General features: G+C 28.8%; 18 protein-coding genes. 9 read left to right on the top strand and 9 right to left on the bottom strand.

The window, feature by feature from the left end:
- Positions 1 to 80 precede the first annotated feature (80 nt).
- The gene (locus tag ACFOWD_RS08645; RefSeq protein ID WP_377409823.1) at positions 81 to 572 is read left to right on the top strand and encodes a nuclear transport factor 2 family protein; all 492 of its coding nucleotides are present in this window, start codon (positions 81 to 83) and stop codon (positions 570 to 572) included.
- 137 nt (positions 573 to 709) lie between these two features.
- Here the strand turns inward: ACFOWD_RS08645 and lon are convergent, their stop codons facing one another.
- Positions 710 to 3,163, bottom strand: a complete 2,454-nt coding sequence (lon, locus tag ACFOWD_RS08640) for an endopeptidase La (protein WP_377409822.1) — start codon at positions 3,161 to 3,163, stop codon at positions 710 to 712.
- Positions 3,164 to 3,399: 236 nt separating this feature from the next.
- On the opposite strand from lon, the gene ACFOWD_RS08635 reads away from it, so the two are divergent.
- From ACFOWD_RS08635 to ACFOWD_RS08620, 4 genes are read left to right on the top strand one after another with little or no spacing between them, the layout of a single operon-like run.
- Positions 3,400 to 3,966: an RNA polymerase sigma factor gene (locus ACFOWD_RS08635; protein WP_377409820.1), complete on the top strand. Its 567-nt coding sequence runs from the start codon at positions 3,400 to 3,402 to the stop codon at positions 3,964 to 3,966.
- Positions 3,956 to 4,480: a hypothetical protein gene (locus ACFOWD_RS08630; RefSeq protein WP_377409818.1), complete on the top strand. Its 525-nt coding sequence runs from the start codon at positions 3,956 to 3,958 to the stop codon at positions 4,478 to 4,480. Before ACFOWD_RS08635 ends, ACFOWD_RS08630 begins: the two co-directional genes overlap by 11 nt.
- Positions 4,461 to 5,546, top strand: a complete 1,086-nt coding sequence (locus tag ACFOWD_RS08625; protein WP_377409816.1) for a hypothetical protein — start codon at positions 4,461 to 4,463, stop codon at positions 5,544 to 5,546. The genes ACFOWD_RS08630 and ACFOWD_RS08625 overlap by 20 nt, the downstream gene beginning before the upstream one ends.
- A gap of 18 nt (positions 5,547 to 5,564) precedes the next feature.
- On the top strand, positions 5,565 to 6,296 hold the full coding sequence (locus ACFOWD_RS08620; protein WP_377409814.1) for a head GIN domain-containing protein: 732 nt from the start codon (positions 5,565 to 5,567) through the stop codon (positions 6,294 to 6,296).
- Positions 6,297 to 6,362: 66 nt separating this feature from the next.
- On the opposite strand, the gene ACFOWD_RS08615 is transcribed toward ACFOWD_RS08620, so the two are convergent.
- Together ACFOWD_RS08615 and ACFOWD_RS08610 are read right to left on the bottom strand one after the other, a co-directional pair.
- A complete protein-coding gene (locus ACFOWD_RS08615; RefSeq protein ID WP_377409813.1) occupies positions 6,363 to 7,538 on the bottom strand; it encodes a GlmU family protein in 1,176 nt (391 codons plus the stop codon).
- Between the two features lie 100 nt (positions 7,539 to 7,638).
- Positions 7,639 to 8,424 (bottom strand): choice-of-anchor V domain-containing protein, encoded by a 786-nt coding sequence (locus ACFOWD_RS08610; protein WP_377409811.1) that lies wholly within the window; start codon positions 8,422 to 8,424, stop codon positions 7,639 to 7,641.
- A gap of 254 nt (positions 8,425 to 8,678) precedes the next feature.
- On the opposite strand from ACFOWD_RS08610, the gene ACFOWD_RS08605 reads away from it, so the two are divergent.
- On the top strand, positions 8,679 to 9,245 hold the full coding sequence (locus tag ACFOWD_RS08605; RefSeq protein WP_377409809.1) for an acyl-CoA thioesterase: 567 nt from the start codon (positions 8,679 to 8,681) through the stop codon (positions 9,243 to 9,245).
- Here ACFOWD_RS08605 and ACFOWD_RS08600 read toward each other — a convergent pair.
- From ACFOWD_RS08600 to ACFOWD_RS08590, 3 genes are read right to left on the bottom strand one after another with little or no spacing between them, the layout of a single operon-like run.
- Positions 9,242 to 10,573 carry a sugar MFS transporter gene (locus ACFOWD_RS08600; protein ID WP_377409807.1) on the bottom strand — a complete coding sequence of 444 codons (1,332 nt, stop codon included), beginning with the start codon at positions 10,571 to 10,573 and terminating at the stop codon, positions 9,242 to 9,244. The genes ACFOWD_RS08605 and ACFOWD_RS08600 overlap by 4 nt on opposite strands.
- A gap of 2 nt (positions 10,574 to 10,575) precedes the next feature.
- On the bottom strand, positions 10,576 to 11,571 hold the full coding sequence (locus ACFOWD_RS08595; protein WP_377409805.1) for an isoaspartyl peptidase/L-asparaginase family protein: 996 nt from the start codon (positions 11,569 to 11,571) through the stop codon (positions 10,576 to 10,578).
- Positions 11,572 to 11,576: 5 nt separating this feature from the next.
- Positions 11,577 to 14,489 (bottom strand): GH92 family glycosyl hydrolase, encoded by a 2,913-nt coding sequence (locus ACFOWD_RS08590; RefSeq protein WP_377409803.1) that lies wholly within the window; start codon positions 14,487 to 14,489, stop codon positions 11,577 to 11,579.
- Positions 14,490 to 14,527: 38 nt separating this feature from the next.
- Here ACFOWD_RS08590 and ACFOWD_RS08585 point away from each other — a divergent pair, with 38 nt between their 5' ends.
- The 3 genes from ACFOWD_RS08585 to ACFOWD_RS08575 are packed head-to-tail and all read left to right on the top strand — an operon-like array spanning position 14,528 to position 19,926.
- The gene (locus tag ACFOWD_RS08585; protein ID WP_377409801.1) at positions 14,528 to 16,780 is read left to right on the top strand and encodes a beta-N-acetylhexosaminidase; all 2,253 of its coding nucleotides are present in this window, start codon (positions 14,528 to 14,530) and stop codon (positions 16,778 to 16,780) included.
- A 1-nt stretch (position 16,781) separates the two neighbouring features.
- Entirely contained in the window at positions 16,782 to 17,483 is a 702-nt protein-coding gene (locus ACFOWD_RS08580; RefSeq protein WP_377409799.1) for a copper homeostasis protein CutC, read from the top strand.
- A complete protein-coding gene (locus ACFOWD_RS08575) occupies positions 17,476 to 19,926 on the top strand; it encodes a beta-mannosidase (protein ID WP_377409797.1) in 2,451 nt (816 codons plus the stop codon). Before ACFOWD_RS08580 ends, ACFOWD_RS08575 begins: the two co-directional genes overlap by 8 nt.
- 2 nt (positions 19,927 to 19,928) lie before the next feature.
- Here the strand turns inward: ACFOWD_RS08575 and ACFOWD_RS08570 are convergent, their stop codons facing one another.
- From ACFOWD_RS08570 to ACFOWD_RS08560, 3 genes are all read right to left on the bottom strand, one after another.
- Positions 19,929 to 23,966, bottom strand: a complete 4,038-nt coding sequence (locus tag ACFOWD_RS08570; protein WP_377409795.1) for an FG-GAP-like repeat-containing protein — start codon at positions 23,964 to 23,966, stop codon at positions 19,929 to 19,931.
- A 71-nt stretch (positions 23,967 to 24,037) separates the two neighbouring features.
- A complete protein-coding gene (locus tag ACFOWD_RS08565; protein WP_377409793.1) occupies positions 24,038 to 24,994 on the bottom strand; it encodes a glycosyltransferase in 957 nt (318 codons plus the stop codon).
- 88 nt (positions 24,995 to 25,082) lie between these two features.
- Entirely contained in the window at positions 25,083 to 25,898 is an 816-nt protein-coding gene (locus tag ACFOWD_RS08560; protein ID WP_377409791.1) for an enoyl-ACP reductase FabI, read from the bottom strand.
- Between the last annotated feature and the right edge of the window lie 47 nt (positions 25,899 to 25,945).

Raw genomic sequence — 25,945 nt, 5'->3', positions numbered from 1 at the left:
TTATACGTTAAAGAATTTTTCATAATATTGATTTTAAATAATCTTTTATAACTTTAGAAGAAATTAAAAATCAACCAATTATGAAAATTAGTAATCATTTTTTTCTAACACTACTCTTTTCTATTCTTCTATTTTCTTCATGTATCACTCAAAAAAAAGAAAAAGAAATTAGTAAAAAAGAATACAATAAAGAAGATTTTAAAGCAGTAGAAAATGCCATTTTAGATTATGTAGAGGCTTTATATTTAGTAGATTCTACAAGAATTATAAAAAGTGTAGATCCTAAATTACGTAAAATTGGGTATTGGTATAATCCAAAAGAAAAAGCTTATAGAGATAATTTAGAAATGACTCATCAACAATTAGTTCGTCTGGCTGCAAGATGGAATTCAGATTATGATCAAGCAGATGAAAACTCACCAAAAGAAATTGAAATTTTTGATGTAAATTCTAAAACAGCGTCTGCTAAATTAACTGCGGTTTGGGGTATTGATTTATTTCATTTAGCAAAAGTAGATAATCAATGGAAAATTGTAAATGTAATTTGGCAAAGTCAACCAGATGAAGAATAAAAACAAAGCAATATTAATCGTATTTATTTTAGTAGCGTTAGCTCTTTTTTTACTTTATATAGAAATGGCTGTTGGAGTTTTTGGATCTTCTATATCTGGTTCATAAAAAAACCTCTCGAAATTGAGAGGCTTATTTATTAATTTAACTTTTTAGCATTTTTAGCTTTTTGTTTAGTTAGAGCAATATCTATAACTTGTTTCATATCTGAAACATAATGGAATGTTAAGCCTTTTAGATAACTTTCTTTTATTTCTAAAATGTCTTTTCTATTGTCTTCACATAAAATAATTTCCTTAATATTAGCTCTTTTAGCTGCCAATATTTTTTCTTTTATTCCACCTACAGGTAATACTTTTCCACGTAATGTAATTTCGCCAGTCATTGCTAATTTACTTTTTACTTTACGTTGCGTATAAGAAGACACTAAAGAAGTTAACATAGTTATACCAGCACTTGGTCCATCTTTTGGAGTTGCTCCTTCAGGTACATGAATATGCACATCATATTTATCTAAAACCTCTGGATTAATTCCAAAACTTTCTGCATTAGACTTAATGTATTTTACAGCAATAGTAGCAGATTCTTTCATTACATTACCTAAGTTACCAGTAATAGAAAGGTTTCCTTTACCCTTAGATAAAATAGATTCTATAAATAAAATATCACCTCCTACTCTAGTCCATGCTAAACCAGTAACAACACCAGCAACATCATTAGTTTCGTACTTATCTTTGTTTCTTGGTGTACCTAAAATTTCTTCTACTTTTTCTGTTGAAAGAGAAATATCATATTCTTCTTCTAAAGCAATCGATTTTGCAGCAAAACGCACTAATTTAGCAATTTGCTTTTCTAAACCACGAACTCCAGATTCTCTAGTATAACCTTCTATAACTTGTTCTATTTGCTTTTTTCCAAGTTTTAAATGCTTAGCACTTAAGCCATGTTCTTTTAATTGCTTTGGTAATAAATGTCTTTTAGCTATCTCTACTTTTTCTTCAATAGTATACCCAGTAACATTTATAATTTCCATTCTATCACGTAAAGCCCAAGGAATCTGACCTAAATTATTAGCTGTAGCAATAAATAATACTTTAGATAAATCATAACCAACCTCTAAATAATTATCGTAAAAAGCTTCATTTTGCTCAGGATCTAAAACTTCTAACATAGCAGAAGATGGATCTCCTTGATGACTTTGTCCTAACTTATCGATTTCATCCAAAACAAAAACAGGGTTAGAAGTACCAGCCTTTTTTAAGTTTTGAATTAAACGTCCAGGCATTGCACCTATATACGTTTTTCTATGTCCTCTTATTTCAGCTTCATCACGTAAACCACCTAAAGACATTCTTACATATTTACGTCCTAAAGATTCTGCTATAGATTTACCTAAAGATGTTTTACCAACACCTGGAGGTCCATATAAACAGATAATTGGAGATTTCATATCACCTTTTAACTTTAAAACAGCTAAATATTCTATGATTCTTTCTTTTACTTTTTCTAATCCAAAATGGTCTCTATCTAAAACTTTAGTAGCGTTTTTTAAATCGAATTTATCTTCTGAGTAAATTCCCCAAGGTAATTCTAATAATAACTCTAAATAACTTCTTTGCACACCATACTCAGCAGCTTGAGGATTCATTCTTTTTAATCGAGAAATTTCTTTCTCAAAAGTTTCTGCTACTTCTTTAGACCATTTTTTAGATTTTGCTTTAGTACGCATTTCTTCTAATTCTTGGTCATTAGAAACACCTCCTAATTCTTCTTGAATGGTTTTAAGTTGTTGATGCAGATAATACTCTCTTTGTTGTTGATCTAAATCTTCTCTAGTTTTAGACTGTATATCGTTTCTTAACTTTAGCTTTTGTAGTTCTTTGTTTAGGTTTTTAAGTGTTAATAAAGCACGTTCTTGTAAATTATCTTTTTCTAAAATAACTTGTTTGTGCATTACACTCAAATCCATGTTAGAAGCAATAAAATTGACTAAAAAAGAATTTGATTGAATGTTTTTTATAGCAAAAGAAGCTTCACTTGGTAACATAGGATTTTCCTTTATTACCTCTAAAGCTTGCTCTTTAATTGAGTCAATAATAGCCTCGAATTCTTTTTTGTCTTCAATTACTCTATCTTCATTAGCTTCTTTAACAGTTGCTCTTAAATAAGGTTTTTCTTGAATGACCTCATCAATTTCAAAACGTTTTTTACCTTGAATAATTACTGTTGTATTTCCATCAGGCATTTTTAAAACTCTTAATATTTGAGCTACAACACCTGTTGTATAAATATCTTTTAAAGTAGGTTCTTCTTTTTCTTCATTACGTTGTGCAACAACTCCAATAATTTTATCTCCTTTATTAGCATCTTTAATTAATTGGATAGATTTATCTCTACCTGCAGTAATAGGAATTACTACTCCAGGAAATAAAACTGTATTTTTTAAAGGAAGGATTGGTAAAGTCTCTGGAACGCTTTCATTATTTATTATTTCTTCATCTTCTGGAGTCATTAATGGTATTAACTCAGAATCTTCATTCATCATTCTTTGAAAAGACAAACTGTCTAACTTTATAATTTTTGATTTGCTCATTTGCTATATATCTGTCATTCTGACATTAAGTATTATTAAACAATATTTTAACATCATTCTTTTTAACTATAAATAATTGATAATCAATTTTTTAAAAAAATACAAAATTGATATTTGTTGTAATAAGTCAATTGTTATGCCAAAGAAAACATTTACTATTTAAAAATATTTACATTTATAAAAATAAAACTGTCACAACTTAAAAACTACAGTGTCTTTACTATAGAAATGTTTCATTGGAAGCTAATCAACCACATATAACCAACCTAATAAAACGCTGCAAATCGTCTGATAAAAATGCGCAGTTACAATTATACAAAGCTTATTATAAAGCTATGTTTAATGCTGCCCATAGAATTTTAAAAGATAGTTATGAAGCAGAAGATATTATGCAAGAGGCATTTTTAACTGCCTTTACAAAAATTGATAGTTTTAAAGGTGAAGTTACTTTTGGTGCATGGTTAAAACGTATTGTTATTAATAAAAGCTTAACGCAATTAAAGAAAAACAATAGGTATGAAGAAGTTAAAATGGAGGTAATACCTTCTAATGAAATAGAAGATGAAGCTATAGATTATACTGGTTTACACCCAAAAAGTGTAATGCTAAACTTACAAAGTTTAAAAGAAAATTATAGAGTTGTATTAACCTTAAATTTAATTGAAGGCTATGATTATGAAGAAATTGCACAAATTTTAAATTATACAAACGAAAATGTGAGAACCACAGTTTCTAGAGCAAAGAAAAAATTAAAGCAAGTAATACTTGCACAAAACATAAAAGCGCAAGCATATGGAAAATAAATTACATAATTATTTTTCTGAAAATGATTTCGATTTTCAAGAGCCTCATTCTGGACATTTAGAACGATTTGAGCGCAAACTTAATAATGACAAACAAAAACAAAAACATTCTTGGAAATGGCTTTCTGTTGCTGCTTCTATTGTATTAGTTCTTGGTTTTTGGCTTGGTAGTAATCATCAAAAAAGTCAATTACACTTGGCAGATATTTCTCCAAAAATGGAAGAAGTAGAAAATTATTTTGTGACTGCAATAAATCAAGAGTTAAAAACAGTAGAAAAAAATAGAAGTCTAGATACAGAAACTATAATTGAACAAGCTCTAAATCGATTAGAAGATTTAGAAGAAGACTATAATTATTTCTTAGCAGAATTAAATACAAATGGAAATCAAACCAGATTAATAAGTGCTATGATTAAAAATTATCAAAAACGTTTAGAAATTTTACAAAATGTTTTAGATCAAATACAACAAATTAAAAACCCTCAAATTTTAAATGATGAAATCTTTATATAAAATAATTGTCATACTTTTTTTAATACCAGTAATAGCTAATGCAAATGATCTTAAAAAAAGACATGAAAAAAGCAGAAAAGTTAATAAGGAATTTACTATTACTAAAAACGGAAAAGTAAACATCAACAATAAATATGGTGATGTAAAAATTACTACTTGGAATAGCAATAAAGTAGAAATCGAAGTAACTATTACAGTTAAAGGTGATGATTTAGATAACGTTGAAGAACGTTTTGAAAATATTGATATTTTATTTGAAAGCAATGCAAATAGTGTTTCAGCAAGAACAACTTTTGAAAAAGAAAAAAAAGGTTGGAGTTTCTGGAAAAGAAACAGTAGAGTTAGTTACAAAATTAACTACGAAATTAAGATGCCTGACACCAACTCATTAGATGTTGATAATGATTATGGTAGTATACTTTTAGATGATTTGTCTGGGGTTGCTAATATTAATTGTGACTATGGTAAAATTTCTATTGGAGAACTATCTGCAGATGATAATAGCATTAATTTAGACTATTGTTCTACATCTACTATTGGTTTTATGAAAAGTGGAAATGTAAATATAGATTACTCTAAAATAACTATTGAAGAAACTAACAATTTAAAAGTAAATGCAGACTATTCTACAGTAAAATTAGATAAAACAACATCTGTTAATTTTAATACTGATTATGGAGCTATTACTGTTGGTGATGCTGTAAATGTTAGTGTAAATTCAGATTATACAGGAATGCGTTTTGGTACTATTAGAAAAAACTTAGAAATAGATACAGATTATGGTGCTGTTTCTGTTAAAAGATTAGCTAAAGGATTTGAAATGGTAGATATTTCTGGACAATATGCAGGGATTAGAATTGATGTTGATTCTGACGCTGTTTTTGAATTTGAATTAGATTTACAATATGCCTCTTTTAAAGCAGATGAAGATAAAATGGAATTTTACAAGAAAATATCAAAATCTACCAAAAGATATTATGAAGGTAAATTTGGCAGGGGTAATACCAATTCAAAAATAAAAATTAGGTCTCAATATGGAGGCGTATCAATAAGAGAAATCAATTAAAAACTTAAAATAAACAAAATGATTAAAAAAATTACATTTGGACTTTTTGTGCTTTTTATAAGTACAACTGTTAACGCTCAGTGGTGGGGAAATGGTAAGAGAATTAAAGGAAATGGAAATATTGTAACTGTAAAAAGAACAACATCTGATTACGATGGCATTGGTGTTGGAGGTTCTTTTGATGTAAAACTTGTTAAAGGTAAAGAAGGTAATATTACAATTGAAGGCGAAGAAAATATAATACCATATATAGAAACAGAAGTTAAAGGAAATACTTTAGAAATTAAATACAAGAAAAACACAAATATAAGTACTACAAGAAAATTAACTGTTACTGTAACCTATTCAGAATTAGATAAAGTATCATTAGGTGGTTCTGGTAATATTACCAATGAAGGTGTATTAAAATCAGATGATTTAAAGGTTTCTTTAGGAGGTTCAGGAAACATTACTCTAGCTTTAGATGTTGATGAAGTAAAGAGTTCTATTGGAGGTTCTGGAAACATAAAATTAAACGGAAAATCAAACGAACTTAATTGTTCTATTGCTGGTTCTGGTAGTATAAAAGCATATGATTTAACAACAGAAACTTTAAATGCAACCATAGCTGGTTCTGGTAGTATTAGAACTACTGTAAACACTAAAATTAAAGCTAAAGTTGTGGGTTCTGGAAATATTTATTACAAAGGAAACCCTAAATATGTAGATTCTAAATCTGTAGGTTCTGGTGATATTATTGACAGAAACTAAATAATTTTCAATCAACCAAAAAAAATCCGAAAGATGAATTTCATTTTTCGGATTTTTAATTTAACATTAATAGTTTCTATATTGTTTTGTTAATTCATAAACATTTTCTAAAATTCGTTTTTCTATATCATCAAAACTAATTTTTCTTCTTTTCATTACCTCATTAGCAACTTCAAAAACTTTATTGGTTTTGTATTCTGTAAATCCACTTGCTCCACCCCAACTAAAAGAAGGTATAAAGTTTCTTGGAAATCCACTTCCAAAAATATTTGCTGAAACTCCTACAACAGTACCAGTATTAAACATTGTATTGATACCACATTTAGAATGATCTCCCATCATTAAACCACAGAATTGTAATCCAGTCTTAGCAAATCTCCCAGTATTATAATCCCATAATCTTACTTCTGCATAATTATTTTTTAAGTTAGAATTATTAGTATCTGCACCTAAATTACACCATTCACCTAAAACTGAATTTCCTAAAAAACCATCATGCCCTTTGTTTGAATACCCCATTAAAACCGAATTATTAACTTCACCTCCAACTTTACTATGTGGTCCTATAGTTGTAGCTCCGTAAATTTTAGCTCCTAATTTTAGTACTGAATTATCACACATTGCTAAAGCACCTCTTACAATACAGCCTTCCATTATTTCTGCATCTTTACCAATATAAATGGGCCCAGTAGAAGCATTTAAAGTACAAAAGGTAAGTTTTGCACCTTCTTCTAAAAATATATTTTCTTGATTTACAGTATTAACACCTGCAGGAATAGGTTGAGATTTTCTATTTTTAGTAATCAAATTAAAATCTTGCTCAATGGCTTTATCATTTAAAGAAAATATATCCCAAGTATTTTTAATTTGTAATACATCTTCTGTAAACTCTACTTGCTTATAATCTTCAAAATTAACTTCTTCTTGAGTATCAGTCGTATAAAAAGCAATTACATCTTCTCCTTTAAAAATAGCTTCTTTTTCAGATAAATTCTTAACCATTTCTACCAAACCGTCATTTGGACAAAAAGAAGCATTAATCATAATATTCTCTGGCATTTCTACCATTGGATATTTTTCTTCAAGGTAATCTTCTGTTATTGTTGTTGTGGTTAATCCTAAGTATTTTTCCCATTTTTCTCTAATAGTTAATATACCTATTCTTAAATCTGCTACAGGTTTTGTATAAGTAAAAGGCAATAAAGCATTTCTAACATCACCATCAAATAAAATATAATTCATTTTGTTTTTCTTTTGAGCTATACAAATTTACTTTAATTAAGGCATTAAAAAAACCGATTGCAAAAAATACAACCGGTTTTTAATCAATCAACCAAACTTACTATTGCTTTATAAATTTTTTACTACCTATTTTATTGTCTGTAATTACCTTTAAAATATACATACCAGATGATAAATCACTTACATTTATATTGTTATTATTAGGTGATATTTCACCTCTTAATGCTAATTTACCTACATAATCGTAGAATTCTACTTTGGCACTAACTGCTCCATTAGGTAAATCTATATTTAAATTATTTGATGCAGGATTTGGATACAAATCAAAAGCTAAAGCATTAAAACTTTTAGTACTTAATGATGGTGAAGATTCTGATTTTCCTAAAAATACTTGATCTCCAGAAGATCCAAAATTTCCATTACCAGATACAGATGATCCATAAAAAGTAATTTTACCTTGTTCAGATGCAGGAGACCTCCATTTAAATGACCAAGAATTTTGTCCATTTCCAGAAGAAGTATGAATAATTCTTGTGTCGTTTGCAGCAGGTTGTGTATCAGAGCTAGTTGAAATAAAAGTTCCTACTTTAGAATTATCATTATCTTTTTCTGCAGTTACTTGAAAACCATTTCTTGTACCTCCTCCAGAATTTGTTATAGTAATATCATATTCAGTATTAAACTCATAACCTGTAAAAGGAATATTAGTAGTTATTGTAATATTACTATTATTAGCAGTTCCTGAATGACATTGTGTACAATTATTTCCACTGTCTCCAGGTGAACCTGAAAGTGCATTTGGATTACCACTCGAAAAAGATAAAAGTGTAAATGCTGAAACAGGAATTAAAAGTAAAATAAATTTAAAAATGTAGTTTTTTTTCATGTTAGTTGAATTTAATAATTTTTTGTTTCGTCGTAATTTTATTGCATTAATTTCAAAGAAATTAACAACATTGCTAAAAATAATGAATTAATTCTTTAAATCTGATGTAAATTAAACATTATCTGCAACTTAAAACAAAGAAAAAATGTTGAAGAGGAAAAAAACAAGTTGAAAAGTGAAAAAAATCTCTTGAATTTTATTTGATTTTAAGGCAAACAATACACTTAAGAAAATTATTATTGTAATTTTATACTATGAAATCAGATGAAAAGCAATACAAAAAAGTAAGTGATTCTCAAATTAGTATCACAGAGTTAATGTTACCCTCACATTCTAATTTTAGTGGTAAAATTCACGGTGGTCATATTTTAAATTTGATGGATCAAATTGCTTTTGCTTGTGCTTCTAAACATTCTGGAAATTATTGTGTTACTGCTTCTGTAAATAAAGTCGATTTCTTAAATCCTATAGAAGTAGGTGAATTAGTAACTTTAAAAGCTTCTATAAATTATACAGGCACAACATCTATGGTAGTTGGTTTACGAGTGATTTCTGAAAATATTAGAACAGGTAAAACTAAACATTGTAATTCCTCTTATTTTACTATGGTTGCCAAAGATGAAGAAGGTAAAAGTGCACCTGTACCTGGATTAATTTTAACTACTAAAAGTGAAATTAGACGTTTTGCTAGAAGTATTGTAAGACAAAAAGATGGTAGAAATAGAACTTCTAGGTTTAATAGTAAAATATTTAAAATTGAAGATTACATCAATTTATTTGACAACAGTAACTCTATAATTGAAATGAAAGATAAGTCTTAGCTTTTATTAAGTTTAGCTTTACTTTTAAAACGACCATAAAATAGAATATATCCATAACAGACTATTGTTAGTAAAAAGGCAACTTTAAAACCAAATTCATCTATTAAGCTTCCGAAAACAAATGGTACAATTGCACCACCTACTATAGCCATACATAGTAAACCAGAAGCTTGAGCTTTTAAATCTCCTAATCCTTCTAAACTTAATGTAAATATTGTTGGGAACATAATAGAGTTAAATAAACCAACTGCTAAAATTGTCCACATAGACAATAATCCAGAAGTATTTATAGATATAAAAATCATTGTAATAGCTAAAAAAGCAAAGATACTTAGCACTTTACCTGGAGCCATTATCTTAGTTAAATAGGCTCCAATAAAACGACCTATCATTGCTCCTCCCCAATAAAATATTACAAAAATTCCTAGTAAAGATTTTGGATCTGCATTTGAAAAGGTTTTATTAAATGTACTTGCTATAGTATTGGCAATTTGCATCATAACTTCATTATCTGCAACAATGCCAGCTAAGTTAGCATCTACAAAATAGTTAACTAAAAAACTTCCTATAGCTACTTCTGCACCTACATAAACAAAAATACCTAAAGCACCTAAAAGCATTAATTTGTTTTTCAATAAAGATAAATAACCACCTTTAGGAGATTCTTGCATCACTTTAGGAAGTTGAATAAATAAAAACACTAACGCTAGAATTACAATAAAAATTGAAATAAATAAAAAAGGAGTTTGAACTGTAGCAGCTTCAGCTATATAATAATTGTTTTTTTCAGTTTCTGTTAGTAATTCTATTTCTGTTGATGATTTTACAGTATCACTCAATAAAAATAACGCACCCACTACTGGTGCAATTGTTGTTCCTAACGAATTAAATGCTTGTGATAAATTTAAACGACTACTTGCTCCTTCTTCTGAACCAAGTAATGCCACATAAGGATTAGCTGCAACCTGTAAAACAGTAATACCTCCAGCTAAAGTAAAATAACCCACTAAAAAAATAGAAAAATTTCTGTATTCTGCAGCAGGATAAAATAAAATACAACCTAAAGCCATAGTTAACAACCCAAAGACAATTCCTTTTTTATAACCAATTTTAGATAATATAAATCCTGCAGGTAAAGAAAAAACAAAAAATGCTGTGAAAAATGCAAACTGTACCAATACTGTTTTTGCATAAGACATTTCAAAAACATCTTTTAATCTTGGCACTAAACTATCTACTAATACTGTGATAAATCCCCAAAGGAAAAATAGGGTCGTTAGAAAGATAAAAGCACTTTTAAAAGATTTATTGGTTGTTGATGTTGTCATTTTTAAGCTTTATTATAAAAATCTGATTTTATATTTTTGTTTTCTTTGTTTTTATAAATGTTATAACTAAACCATTCATGAATAGAATAAGCACCTGTTTCTCCTTGTTTATTTACTGCAATATAGCCAACTTGAAAATCTTTAAAATTTTTACCTGGCTTATTTACAATTCTTCCAATAGCTTCTTCACAAGCTTCTTGAGGAGATTTACCTTGACGCATTAATTCTACAATTAAAAAACTACCAACTGTTTTTAAAACTTCTTCACCTAAACCTGTTGCAGAGGCACCACCAACTTCATTATCTACAAACAAGCCACCACCAATTATAGGTGAGTCTCCTACTCTACCAGCCATTTTATAAGCCAATCCACTTGTGGTACAAGCACCAGAAATATCTCCATTTTTGTCAATCGCTAACATACCTATAGTATCATGGTTTTCTATATTAATAATCGGTTTGTATTCTGACTTTTCTTTCCATTTTTCCCATGCTTTTTTAGAAGCTTCTGTTAATAAATTTTCTGGTTCAAATCCTTTTGAAATGGCGAATTTCTTAGCTCCTTCCCCTACTAACATCACATGAGGTGTATCTTCCATTACTTTTCTAGCTACAGAAATTACATGTTTAATTTCTTTTACGCCTAAAACAGCTCCATAATTTCCTTTTGAATCCATAATACAAGCATCTAAAGTCACATCTCCATCTCTATCAGGTAATCCTCCTTTACCTACAGATTGTCCTTTTTCATTAGCTTCTTCTATTCTACAACCTTGTTCTACAGCATCTAAAGCATTACCTCCATCTTCTAAAACTTTAGCTGCAGTTTCAACTGCTAAGTCTGTTTTCCAAGTTGCAATCACTAAAGGTTTTATAGCTGATTTAGTTAAGGCTGGCACAGTTTTTTCTTTGTCTTCTTTACAACTTAATAATGATGATGCAGCTACCAATCCTAAACCAGTTACTGACGCTTTTTTTATAAAATTTCTTCTTTTCATTTTTCTTATTTTATTTGTATTTCATCAATAAAAATCCAGCTTCTTCCATCATGAGGATAACCCAAATGCCATTTTGGAAGTTCACCTAATTTTTTAGCAACTACTTTTATATATCTTGTTGTTAGATTATTATTTATGGAAACTGTTGTCAATTCAACTTCATCTGTATTAAAAGGTTTAGGAGCTTTCCAATTTTTAATTTTTGTAAATGATTTTCCATCTTTAGAATGATAAATATCAACTTGGGTAGGTAAAAATATCCAACTACGTTGATCTCTTAAAAAATTAATTGATACTTCTTTAATTTCCTGTATACTTCCCAAATCTACAGTTGCTATTACATCTTCATTCCAATATCCTTGCCAAGTACCTGTTCTAAAATCTTCTGTACCTGTTATTCCATCAATTAAGGCATTATTTCCACCTGCATTGTATTGATTGGCATATTTGGTCTCTAATTTTATGGTAACATTAGGGTTTATCTTATAAAAATCTGTAGTAATAACAGCGCTTTTCACCCCATTTTTTTCAGCATAGACTTGTAAAGTAGCTTTTTCTGAAATTATAATAGGATTGCTATATTTCTTGTATTCATCACCCAAAGAAAAATAAATGTTTGCTGCTGCATCTACAGATTTCAGTTCAACTTCTGTACTTTCTTTAAAAGCAATGTCTCCTTTTGCAATAAAAGGTGCAGGAACTATTTTGTGATCTTTTATGGAAGTTGAAGGAATAAACTCATCTTTAGTACCCCAATTTGAAGGCTTGTTAGTCATCTCAAAAACAAGTGTTCCTCCATTTATAATATCATTATGATTGATGTAGGAATACTCATAATTTTTACCATTTAATTTGGCTGATTTTATGTAAATATTTTCTTCTGATTTGTAAACCATTTCTACAGTAAACGTTTTACCGTTTTCTAAATTAATAGTTGCTTTATTAAATAATGGACTACCAATAATATATTGATTATTAGCAGGAGTTACAGGATAAAACCCTAAAGAAGAAAAAATATACCAAGCACTCATTTGTCCACAATCTTCATTTCCAGAAATTCCATCTGGATAATTGGTATACAATTCAGTTAGTATTTGATGTACTTTTTCTTGAGTTTTATAAGGTTTATTCACAAAATTATATAAATAAGCCATGTGATGACTAGGTTCATTACCATGTGCATATTGCCCAATTAAACCTGTAATATCTGCTTGATTTCTTCCAGAAGTTTCATTTTTTGCAATAAACAATTTATCTAATTGATTTTCTAACGCTTTTTTACCTCCTAATAAATCCATAAAACCAGAAATATCTTGTGGTACATAAAAACTGTATTGCCAAGAATTGGCTTCAGTATAATTAAAATTCACTTCATATGGATCAAAAGGTGCAAACCAAGTATTTCTAAAACGTCCTCTCATAAATTGTGATGATGGGTCAAACACATTCTTGTAATATTGGGCTCTTTCTGAATAGGTTTTATAAACTTCTTTCTTATCCATGGCTTTTGCCATTTGTGCAATAGTCCAATCATCATATGCATATTCTAAAGTTTTAGAAACAGATTCAGATTCCTTTTCAACAGGAATAAATCCATAATTTTTATAACTTTCTAAACCTAATTTATCTCTTGTTGCAGAATGTATCATTGCTTGCAAAGCTTTTTCTGTATCGTAATTTTTAATTCCTTTTAAATAGGCATCAGCAATTACTGGTACAGCATGATATCCAATCATACAACCTGTATAACAAGCAGATAAATCCCAAATAGGCATGATACCACCTTCATCATATTTTGCTAAAAAAGTATTGATAAAATCATTGGTTCTATCTTGTTCTATAATTGTATACAAAGGATGTGCAGCTCTATAGGTATCCCAAAGTGAAAAAACAGTATAATAGTCAAAATCATTCGTTTTATGAATTTCTAAATCCATTCCTCTATATCTTCCATCTATATCTTGATACAAGTTTGGAGCAATCATAGCATGATACATAGCAGTATAAAAATTGACTTTATTGTCTTCATTTTTATCTTCTATTACAATTTTCTCTAATTGATTTTCCCAAGTTTCTTGTGCTGCTTTTTTTACTTCATCAAAAGTTTTATCTCCAATTTCTTCATATAAGTTTTTCTTTGCTCCTTCAATATCAACAGCAGAAATTCCTATTTTTACATAAACAGACTCATTCTTAGGATTATGAATAGACATAGCTGTTTTTGTAGGATTTTTTGAGGCTGGATATTGTAACAATACCTCATGAGAAAGCTCTATATAAAAAAACAGTTTCTGATTAGTTGCCCAAGCTTTAGAGTGTCTAAAGCCTTGAATAACAGTTGGTGAAACTTGCTCTATTTGATGAGCTAATAATTGATCTCTATGTTCTAAATCTAAAATGATATAATCTAGTTGTGTTTCATTAAAAGAATATTTATGAATACCACTTCGTTTAGAAACTGTTAACTCTACATCAATATTAGTATCGTCTAAATGAACTTTATAATAACCAGGTTCAGCTATTTCTTTATCGTGAGAAAATTTAGATTTATAGCCTTCTTTTCCATCAGCTCCATTATTAAAAATGGCTTTAGTTGTTGGCATTAATAAAATATCTCCATAATCAGATACTCCTGTTCCACTTAAATGTGTGTGAGAAAATCCATAAATTTCATCATCTGAATAATGATATCCAGAACATCCATCCCAACCATCTAAACGTGTATCTGGACTTAATTGCATCATACCAAAAGGCATTGTTGCTCCTGGATACGTATGTCCATGACCACCTGTACCTATAAAAGGATTTACGTAAGAAATTAATGCTTGATCTTTTTGAGCTGGTAAAATTTTAGAACGTGAATTGCAGGAAATAATTAAAGATATTGTAATAAAATAAAGGATAAATTTAAATTTCATTAAAATAGATGTTACATTTATGCTCACAATATACTAAAATGAAAATTCAACTTTATTTTAAATTACTATTAATTACATTTTTTTTAGGGTGTACTTCAAACACTAGTAAACCAGTTGCAGTTAAAATAATTCCTAAGCCTAATCATTTAAAAATTAATGAAGGAACTTTTATTTTAAATGAAAATTCTATTATATCAGTAGATGAAGAATTTAAAGAAGTTTCTGAATATTTTAAGAATTATGTATTAGAGAAATTTGAAATTAATCTGCCAAAAGACAATGGAGGTCATATAATTTTTGAGAAAGATGAAGAATTAATTAATGAAGAATCTTACGAATTAGATATCACTGAAAATTTTATTATCATAAGTGCTAAAACGAAAAAAGGCGCATTTTATGGTGTACAAAGTCTATTACAATTAATGCCTTTTGAGACAAATAAGACCTCTATTGCTATACCCTGTGTCGCTATTAAAGATGCCCCAAGATTTTCATACAGAGGTATGCATTTAGATGTATCTCGTCATTTTTTCTCTGTTAATTTTATTAAAAAATATCTTGACTTAATGGCCATGTTAAAAATGAATACCTTTCATTGGCATTTAACAGAAGATCAAGGTTGGAGAATTGAAATTAAAAAATATCCAAAATTACAAGAAATAGCAGCTTTTAGAGATGAAACTTTAATCGGACATTATTCAGATATCCCACATCAATTTGATGGAAAAAAATATGGCGGATACTACACTCAAGAAGAAATAAAAGACATTGTAAAATATGCGAGCGATAGACAAATTTCAGTTATTCCAGAAATTGAAATGCCAGGTCATTCGCAAGCAGCAATTGCTGCTTATCCAGAATTGGGTTGTACAGGAAAACAAGTAAAAGTAGCTACAAAATGGGGAGTTTTTGATGAAGTATATTGCCCAAAAGAAACCACATTTCAATTTTTAGAAAATGTAATCGATGAAGTTGTTGAATTATTTCCAGGTAAATACATTCATATTGGAGGAGATGAAGCTCCAAAAACAAGATGGAAAAACTGTGGTCATTGTCAAAACTTAATCAAAAAAGAGGGGTTAAAAGACGAACACGAATTACAGAGTTATTTTATTACTCGAATGGAAAAATATATTAACTCTAAAGGAAAAAAAATTATAGGTTGGGATGAAATTCTAGAAGGTGGTTTAGCACCTAATGCAACTGTAATGTCTTGGAGAGGTACTAATGGTGCTGTAGAGGCTGCCAAACAAAAACATGATGTCATTTTAACTCCAGGTTCTCATTGCTATTTTGATCATTATCAGTCTGATAACGAAAACGAACCTTTAGCTATTGGAGGTTTTCTTCCTCTTGAAAAAGTGTATAGTTTTGAACCAATACCAAAAGAATTAAGTAAAAAAGAAGCAAAATATGTTTTAGGAGCTCAAGGAAATGTTTGGACAGAGTATATAACAACACCAGAAAAAGTAGAATACATGGCTTTTCCTAGAGCTGTAGCTTTAAGTGAGGTAGTTTGGTCAAAAAAAGAAAACAAAAATTATAAAGATTTTATAGACAGACTTACATATTTCTTCAAATATTTAGATGCAAAAGATGTAAAATACGCTAATCATATTTATGATTTAAAAGGTAATCTAGTAAATAAGAATAATAAAATTCTTTACGAATTATCTAATATTACTGATCAAAAAATTTACTATTCTTTATCTGATGAAAATATGAACATTGAGTATAAAGAGCCAATACTAATAACAAATACAACAACCATAAAAGCAGGTGTATTTGATAAAAATAAACAAAAATTAGGGCAAACCTTTACACAGAACATCAACTTACATAAAGCTGTTGGTTCAAAAATTACAATAAATGTTGCTCCACACAAAAGTTATAATTCAGGTGGAAAAGAAGCATTAATTAATGGTATATCTGGAAATAACAAAAGATTTGGAGATAAAGAATGGCTTGGTTTTTCTGGTGAAGATATTTTAATTACAATTGATTTTAACAAACCAGAAAATATTAAAACAATAACTACAAGATTCCATAATGGAAATGGTCAATGGATTTACGCACCAGAATCTTTATACATTAGTTTTAATAATAAAGAAGAAATAAAATTTCCTGTTGAAAACTATGGCGAATTATTAGTGAATTTTAAAGAATCTTTTGATGAAAAAAATATAAAAAATCTATCAATAAGAATTCCTAATTATGGGATAATTCCAGAAGGTAGACAAGGTGCTGGTTTTAAAGCTTGGACATTTATTGATGAAATAATTGTGGAATAATATGCTTTTAGAAATCTGTGCAAATTCATATCAATCTGCAATAAATGCTCAAAATGCTGGTGCTGACAGAATTGAATTGTGTTCGGAATTATCTGTTGGCGGACTTACACCTTCTTATGGTCTATTACTACAAGTTGTTGAACAAGTAACAATTCCTGTTCATGTCTTAATAAGACCTAGAAGTGGTGATTTTTATTATACTGATGAAGAGTTTCTACAAATGAAAGCTAACATTGAACTTTGCAAAAAACTTGGTTTTCAAGGTATAGTTTCTGGAGTTTTAAATGCTGATAATTCTATAGATGAAAAAAAAACACAAGAGTTAATAGCACTTTCTAAACCATTATCATTTACATTTCATAGAGCTTTTGATTGTGTTATAGATCCTTTAAAATCTTTAGAAACTTTAATGAATTTAGGTGTTGACAGAATTTTAACTTCTGGTCAAAAAAATAAAGCTTTAGATGGATTAGGTTTACTAAAACAACTCAAAGACATAGCTAAAGACAAATTAATAATACTTCCTGGCAGTGGAATTAACAACGAAAATATTGGCTTATTTAAACAAGCTGGTTTTACCGAAATTCATACATCAGCGTCAAAAAATTTAAAAAAGAATACTGTCTTTTTTGATGGTACAAATCAAACAATATCAGATATTAGAACAATAAAAGAAATCTTAAATCAAATTAAAAATGCGTAATTTATTATTCATTTTATTAGCTCTTATTTTTTTTAATTGTCAACCTAAAACTGATCTACCTATAAAAATTTCTTTAAATAAAAACTGGTATTTTAAAGGAGTAGATACCTTAAAATGGCAAAAAGCTTCTATTCCAGGAAATGTTTTTACAGATTTATTGTCTCATAAAATAATTAAAAATCCATTTATAAAAACAAATGAAGATAGTGTGCAATGGGTGTCTAAAAAAGATTGGGAATACAAAACATCATTTACACTTACAGAAGAAATATTGAACAAAAAAAATATTGAACTCAAATTTGATGGATTAGATACGTATGCTTCAATTTATATAAATGATTCATTATTAGGTAGTACTAATAACGCTTTTAGAACATGGTCTTTTAACATCAAAAAAAATGTAAAACCTGAAAATGAACTCAAAGTAATCTTCAAAAATTTTGATGAAATAGAAACAAAAAAAGAGCAGAAAAACCCTTACAAATTACCTGAAGGTAAAAGAGTTTATACAAGAAAAGCACAATTTCAATATGGTTGGGATTGGGGACCCAAACTAAATGGAATTGGTATTTGGAAAGATGTTTCTATTGATGCTTGGGATAATTATAAAATTGAGAACATCTATATCAAAAAAAATTCTATTACAGATTCATTAGCCAACATATCTGTTTACATAGAAGATAAGGTGTCTAATATTGGTTTTGTAAAATACTATGTTTATGTAAATGATGTATTACAACCAGTGCATCCTGAAAAACCAGAAATCCCTATTATTATCAAAAACCCAAAAATATGGTGGACACATAATTTAGGAGAACCCTATTTATATGATATAAAAGTAGTTGTTAAAAAAAATGATGTCATTTTGGATAGCATTTCTTCTAAATATGGCATTCGAGATATAAAACTCATTAACGAAAAAGATAGTATTGGAGAATCATTTTATTTTAAATTGAATGGAAAACCTATTTATATAAAAGGTGCCAATTATATTCCTCAAAATAGTTTTCAAAATAACGTCACAAATCAACATTATATAAAATTAATATCTGATGCTGTTGATGCAAATATGAACATGTTACGAGTTTGGGGAGGAGGTATTTATGAAAATGATATTTTTTATGATTTATGTGATAAAAAAGGGATTTTAGTTTGGCAAGATTTTATGTTTGCTTGTGCTATGTATCCTGGAGATAGCGAATTTTTAGCGAACGTAAAAGAAGAGGCAGAACAGCAAGTAAAACGTTTACGAAATCATGCTTCAATTGCTTTATGGTGTGGAAATAACGAAAATTCTGAAGGTTGGAAACGTTGGGGTTGGCAAGCCAATAGAACATCAACAGAGAAAGAAGAAATTTGGAGTGATTATTTAGCAGTTTTTGATTCAATTCTACCCAATATTGTTCACCAAAATTCAACAACGAACTATTGGGAAACTTCTCCTAAATACGGACGAGGAAATCCAAAATATAAAACAGAAGGAGATGCACATGATTGGTGGATTTGGCATGATGCTTATCCTTTTGAACATTTACAAAATAATGTTCCAAGATTTATGAGTGAATTTGGTTTTCAGTCTTTTCCAAGTTATGAGGTTATAAACTACATCAATCAAAAAGATAGTATTATTCTACAAAATGTTGCTATAAAATCACATCAAAAACATACTAGAGGTTTTCAATTAATTGATGAATACATGGCTCGTGATTATAAAATTCCAGCTAATGATGAAGATTATGTGTATGTAAGTCAGTTATTACAAGCTAAAGGAATAGTAATGGGTATAGAAGCTCAAAGAAGAGCAAAACCATATAACATGGGTACTTTATTCTGGCAGCTCAATGATTGTTGGCCAGCGATTTCTTGGTCTTCAATAGATTATTTTGGTAATTGGAAAGCACTACACTACAAAGCAAAAAAAGCTTATGAAAATGTATTAATTTCTACTGTTGCTTCTAAATATGATTATGACACCTATATTATAAATGATTCATTTAAAGAGCTTAATGATACTTTACAATTAAAAATTATAGATTTTTATGGGAAAGAAATTTGGTCTAATTCTAAAGTTATTACAATACAACCAAATTCAAGTGAAAAAATATATCACATTCCTCAAGTAGATATTTATAAAGCGGGTTATGTATATTTAATTGAATTTGGTAAATCGAAATCAACTTACTTTTTTGACAAACCAAAAAACTTAGCACTTCCAAAAGGAGAAATTCAACAAAAAATTAAAAAAACTAAAGAGGGAATTCAAATTATTTTAAAAAGTGATGTTTTGCAAAAAGATGTATTTCTTTTTTCAAAACAAGAAGGATATTTTTCAGACAATTATTTTGATTTAATTCCGAATCAAGAAAAAATAATCTTCTTTAATTCACACAAAAATGAAGAAGTAGATTTTAAAATTAAATCTTTAAACCAATTAAATTACTAGGTTTAATTTACAATTAACTTAAATCTTTCTTTATTGTTTTTTACTAAAATATAAACACCTACTGCTATATCTCCCAAATTAATTTTAGTAGTATTTGCTTCAGTTTGATAATGAATAGAAAATTTTCTTCCATTAATATCTGTTAAATAGAAAAAATCATCAGCATTAGTATTTAAAACTTTAATCTCTTTAGAATTTGAAACTGGGTTAGGGTACAAAATACTACTACTTTGATTGAAGTAATCATTTGTAGAAAGTGTTTTTTTACTAAAATAAGGCACACCAAAACTAAAAGCATTTTTACCAACTTTTTCTCCAATTAATCGTCCTGGAATATCATCTGCAGGAGGATGAATACCACCCCAAATTCTAGACAAACTGCATTGATCTGAGGCATCTCTATAGGTTGCCCATTGTAAAATTATGTCTTCTGAAGGGCCTTCTTCGAAAACTAAAAACTCATTCTTTTTTGCTACGAATTCACCTAATCCTCCAGGAAAAAAAGCGTCTCCTGTTAAGAGTGTTAAAACTTCTGCTGCTGCTCTAGAAAAAGTTGAATGACCAGAAACATAACCAGCAAAAGGAGGTGTTACAAAACTAGGCCTTTGGTATGGCCACCAATTTTCTGCAAGAATCCAATCTACTCCAGCTTCATCAGTTTCTGTATTATTAATAAAATCATGACCTTGCCATGTATATAATTTAATTTTTCCAATATTTTCAGGTTTTCTAAAAGCTAAAGGATCTTCTGCAGTTACTAATTCAATAAATCCTGGTTCTAAAAGAATTCCATCTGGATGATAATTAGGCAATGAACTGTCTGAGCTTTGCCCCAAATCTGCCATATAACGAATTGCTGAAATAGGTCTTATGTAATCATACCAACCTTTTATACTCCAAGCAGAAATAGCAGCATCATGCATGGCACCACCTAAAAGAAAATACGATTTTACATCCCATTCTAAATGACCTAATACCTCGTTTTTTCCTTCTAGCTTTTTAACTAATAAATCATGATCATTTACATAATTTAAAATTGTAAACCAATGACCTGGAGGTGTTTCTGAATCTGGGCCATCTGCCCAAAACTCTGCTAATACTCTTGTATAATCTCCTCTTTTTACCATTTGAGATTCATATGGAGTATTCGTTTTAGGATTTAATGAGTATCCTTTTCCAATATCTCCACCATCTTTTAAATTGTAAAAGTTATTATAATCTGAAAAATTAGTTGGCATATCATTTATAGAAATATTACCCATTGATTTTGGTGAAATATCCCAAACCACACCATCTGAAGCATCTAAATGACTACTCCATATAGAAACTTGTGCAAACCCTTTTTTATAAGCATCTTTTAATGATTGTTCTGAAGCATTTATAAATGGTGGAGAAAGTGGATCATGATAAACATGGTAATTATGACCATCTCTAGTATAGGTACTTTTATCATTATCTGTCATTGCAAATGTGAGTACATTACCCCATTCTGGACTTAAAAAATCAATTGTAGCCCCTGTAATTAAATTACCACTTTGATCTATAAAAGTATTTAAACTTAAAGATTGCCATCTGTTAGGATCAGTTATACTAGGATTTCCTGAAACTATTGGAGATAATGGACTATTTATTGGAGTATAATATTCATTATTATAATTTTGTAATTCTCTAGAACCATCTTGCAAGCCATAATTAATGATAGTTTCTGCAATAAAGTTACCTAATGCTGCTGCATTTCCATTTTGATAATTAACATCTGTAAAATTAATATCATAATTCAATTCATTCATTAAAAAAACAAGTTTTTCTTGAATAGCTGTTGCACTTGGTGAATTTTTGAACCTATGTGATAATAATCTATAACAAGCATAACTAATTGCTTTTTTTCTAGATGTTTCTATGTCTTCTTCTGGTTGAAATTGGTTTAGTTGACTTGAAAAACCTTTTACTGTATTACCAATTAAATATGGTAATGCTTGATCACTATAAATAGCCCATGCATCATACATAGCTATACTTGTATGAAACAAATTACGAGCATGTATAGTTGGCCTCGCAAAATCGCCTCTTATTGCCTCTAATAATGCCTCATTCCAAATTCTTGCAATTGATTTATCTGAAGCTGTATTTGCCAAATTAATATTTATATCTTGTGATATTTCTTCACTTTTACATTGAGAAGTAGTAACAACAACACTTACTTTTCCTTTAGTTTCAAAATGCCATTTTACAGATATTGAAGAACTGCCTTGACCTGATGTTATCTCACCTCCTTCTACAGACCAATTAATACTATCCCCTTGATTTAAGTTATAAGAATAATTTGTATTAGAAAAAAAACCAACTTCTGAAGGACCAGAAATTGATGAACTAACCTCTGCATATGCACAAGACCCATCATTAATTGTTGCATTTGGATTGTAATTGCAAGAATTAGGATCTGTACAGCCATATACTTTTACTACTGGAGAAATATTTAAATTTTGATAAGAAGTGTTTTCTATAGCTTTACCAAAAGAATTAAGCTCTACATCATTATAAACATCTATATGACCAGAAGGCCATTCAATTTTTAATTCTTCTATTTTAGTTGCATATTCAAGGCCAAAATGAACAGGTTTTAAACTTTGTCCTAAAAAACCAACACCATTATAATATCTTATAAAAGTATCTTTATCTGTAGTTAGTGTTATTTTTGTACCAATTGCATCTCTATTAGATATGGTGCCTTGTAATGAAAGTTGATACCATTTAAGAATATTTATATCTGATACATCTATAGTTGTGTTTTCATAAAAAAAAGAATTACGGTCTGAGTTTGTAATAATCAAATCCAAATCTCCATCTGAATCATAATCAAAATCTATAATTTCTACACTTATTGTAGATTCTTCAATTCCTTTTTGGTTTGTAATAGAAAATGATGAAGAGTTATTAGCAAATTTATTTTCAAAATAATAATTAATGTACTGTTTTTGTGATGAATTTTTAAACCCATTAACCACTATTAAATCCTCATCACCATCTAAATCAAAATCTGCAAATCTAGTTCCCCAAGACCAACCTGTTTCTTTTAAACTAAATTCAACTGCTTTATTCTGAAAAGTATTATCAGACTTACCTTCATAAAGTACGTTATTTGCTATTGTTGTAATATAAAAATCAAATTGTTGATCTTTATTAAAATCTCCAACAGTAATTCCCATATCATTAAATTCAGAATTTAAATTGTATTCTGAAGCTTTTTCTGAAAAGGATTGACCAGCATTATTTATATATAATTGATTAGGCTCTCTAAAGTCATTTGTTACATAGAGATCTATCCAACCATCATTATTAAAATCAAAAGGAAAAGGGTTATAACTAGTAGTACCCTCAGGTGTTTCTAAATTCATTTGAATGGTTACATCTTCAAAAGTACCATCTCCATTATTTTTATATAATGTGTTCGACTTACAGCCTTTCCAATCTGCAATATATATATCTAAATAACTATCATTATTAAAATCAAACCAAACTGCACCCATATTTTGGCATTCGTTTTGACCAATGATACCTGATGCATCAGTAACATCAACGAAAGTTCCATCTCCTTGATTTCTAAATAATTGCACTCTTGATAAATGTGTGAAAAATATATCTGGATACCCATCATTATCATAATCTCCCCAAAAAGCACCATTTTTAAATCCTTCTAAACCCAAAAAATTTTCATAAGAGGCACTTACTTCATCAAAAGGAAGTAAATTTTCTAAACCAGAATCTTTAGTGACATCTGTAAAAGTGCCATTTCCATTATTTCTATAGAGTTTACTATGCGTACTTTCTTTACCTTCCTCATCTTTCCAAACAGAAACTACAAATAAATCTAAATCTAAATCTCCATCATAATCTGCAACAGAAACGCCATTATTTTCAGCTAGTGCACTTAATCCTGATAATGTTTCATTGTGTTTAAAAATTACTTGAGAATTCAATTGAGAGTGCCAAAAAGAAATAGCTATTGAGAAAAATAATATTTTAGAAAAAAATAACTTCATAAACTCTACTCTTAAATATTTTAATCTATTGTTTCTTAATGATTTTACAAAAAGTAAAGATAGAAATCTTTTTACTTATTTTTAAAAATTAGACTTTCTAAAAACCCCAAACCATATCCTAAAAACTGTGTAAATGAAGTAATAATACTTAAAAAAGCTACTTTTATTTTTTGTGTTCTAAATAAGGAATCTAGAAAAAGAATTATAAAATAAAAAAGATAGAGTTGAATCAACTCTGTTACTTTAAAAAATAATAACAGAATACTAACATCAAACCCTAAAATAAATAAGCTAGGAAACCAAAAAGTGATTTTTCTACTTTCTGGATATTTTTTATTTAAAATAGGTCTTGCAGTGCCAAAAGAATAGGTTTGTTTAAAAAACTGTTTTATTGTACTTCTTCTTTTATGATATACAAAAGCTTCAGAAATTAATTGAGTTTTAAAACCTTTTTCCCATAACCTAAAAGTCAAATCAATATCTTCTCCTGTTTTTATTGCTGAAAAGCCTTGAGTTACTTCAAATGCCTTTTTAGAAATCCCTAAATTAAAACTTCGTAACTGAAACTTACCTACACCTTTTTTCTTACCACGAATTCCACCTGTGGTTAAAAAAGAAGTCATAGAATAATTAATCGCTTTCTGCAAAGCTGTAAAACTATGATGTGCAGCATCTGGACCACCAAAAGCATCTGTGTAATTTTCTGTAAGTTGATGATAAACAAATTCTAAATATTGTTTAGGTACAATTACATCTGAATCTAAAATGATAAAATAGTTTCCAGTGGCTTTTTGCATCCCAAAATTTCTACTTGCTCCTGCTCCACTATTTTCTTTAAAAAAATATTTTACATTAAGTTGTTCTTGATATTTTTCGAATACATTTTTACTCTTATTTGTTGAGCCATCTTCTATTATTAATACTTCAAAATCTTGAGTAAAAGTTTGTTTTACTAAGCTATCTAACAGCTCATCAATTTCTTGTGGACGATTATAAACAGGAATGATTATGGAAAAATGTAATTTCAAAAAAAATATTTTTAACGAATCTACAAAAAGCTATCTAAACAAAAAATGCAAACCAAAAGGTTTGCATTTTAATATTTAATTTTATTTTCTATTCTTCATCTACAAATTTATCCATTACAGGATCACTTACCCCCATATTAGAGAATCCTCCATCATGAAATAAGTTTTGTAAAGTTACTTTTTTAGTTAAATCAGAGAACAAAGAAATTGTATAGTCTGCACATTCTAAAGCTGTTGCATTACCTAAAGGACTCATTTTTTCTGCATATTCTATAAAACCATCAAAACCTTTAACTCCACTACCAGCTGTAGTTGGTGTTGGTGATTGAGAGATGGTATTTACACGAACTTTATGATCTCTACCAAAGAAGTATCCAAAACTACGTGCTATTGATTCTAAATATGCTTTGTTATCAGCCATATCATTATAGTCAGGAAAAACTCTTTGTGCTGCCATATATGTTAAAGCAACAATAGAACCCCACTCACTCATGGCATTTTTGTTGTATAAAACATTCATTACTTTATGAAAAGAAACCGCTGAAATATCCCAACCTTTCGTAGTAAAATCGTATTTTGGATCTGTATAATGCTTTCCTTTTCTAACATTTACAGACATCCCTATTGAATGTAAAACGAAATCAATTTTGCCTCCTAATATTTCCATAGATTTTTCAACAAGATTAGTTAAATCGTCCATAGAAGTTGCATCTGCTCCTATTACTTGAGAACCTGTTTTTTCTGCTAAAGCATTTAACTCACCCATTCTTAAAGCAATTGGTGCATTTGTTAATACAAACTGAGCTCCTTCTTCATGTGCTCTTTCTGCAACTTTCCATGCTATAGATTGCTCGTTTAAAGCTCCAAAAATAATTCCTCTTTTTCCTTTTAATAAATTATACATACTATTAGATATTAGTTTTAGTCGTTTGTTTTTTGTTGATGTGCCAA

Source organism: Polaribacter marinivivus, from assembly GCF_042651285.1.
GTDB classification, from domain to species: domain Bacteria; phylum Bacteroidota; class Bacteroidia; order Flavobacteriales; family Flavobacteriaceae; genus Polaribacter; species Polaribacter marinivivus.
The sequence above is the reverse complement of the archived record's forward strand: the minus strand, read 5'-3'. Positions and strand labels throughout refer to the sequence as shown.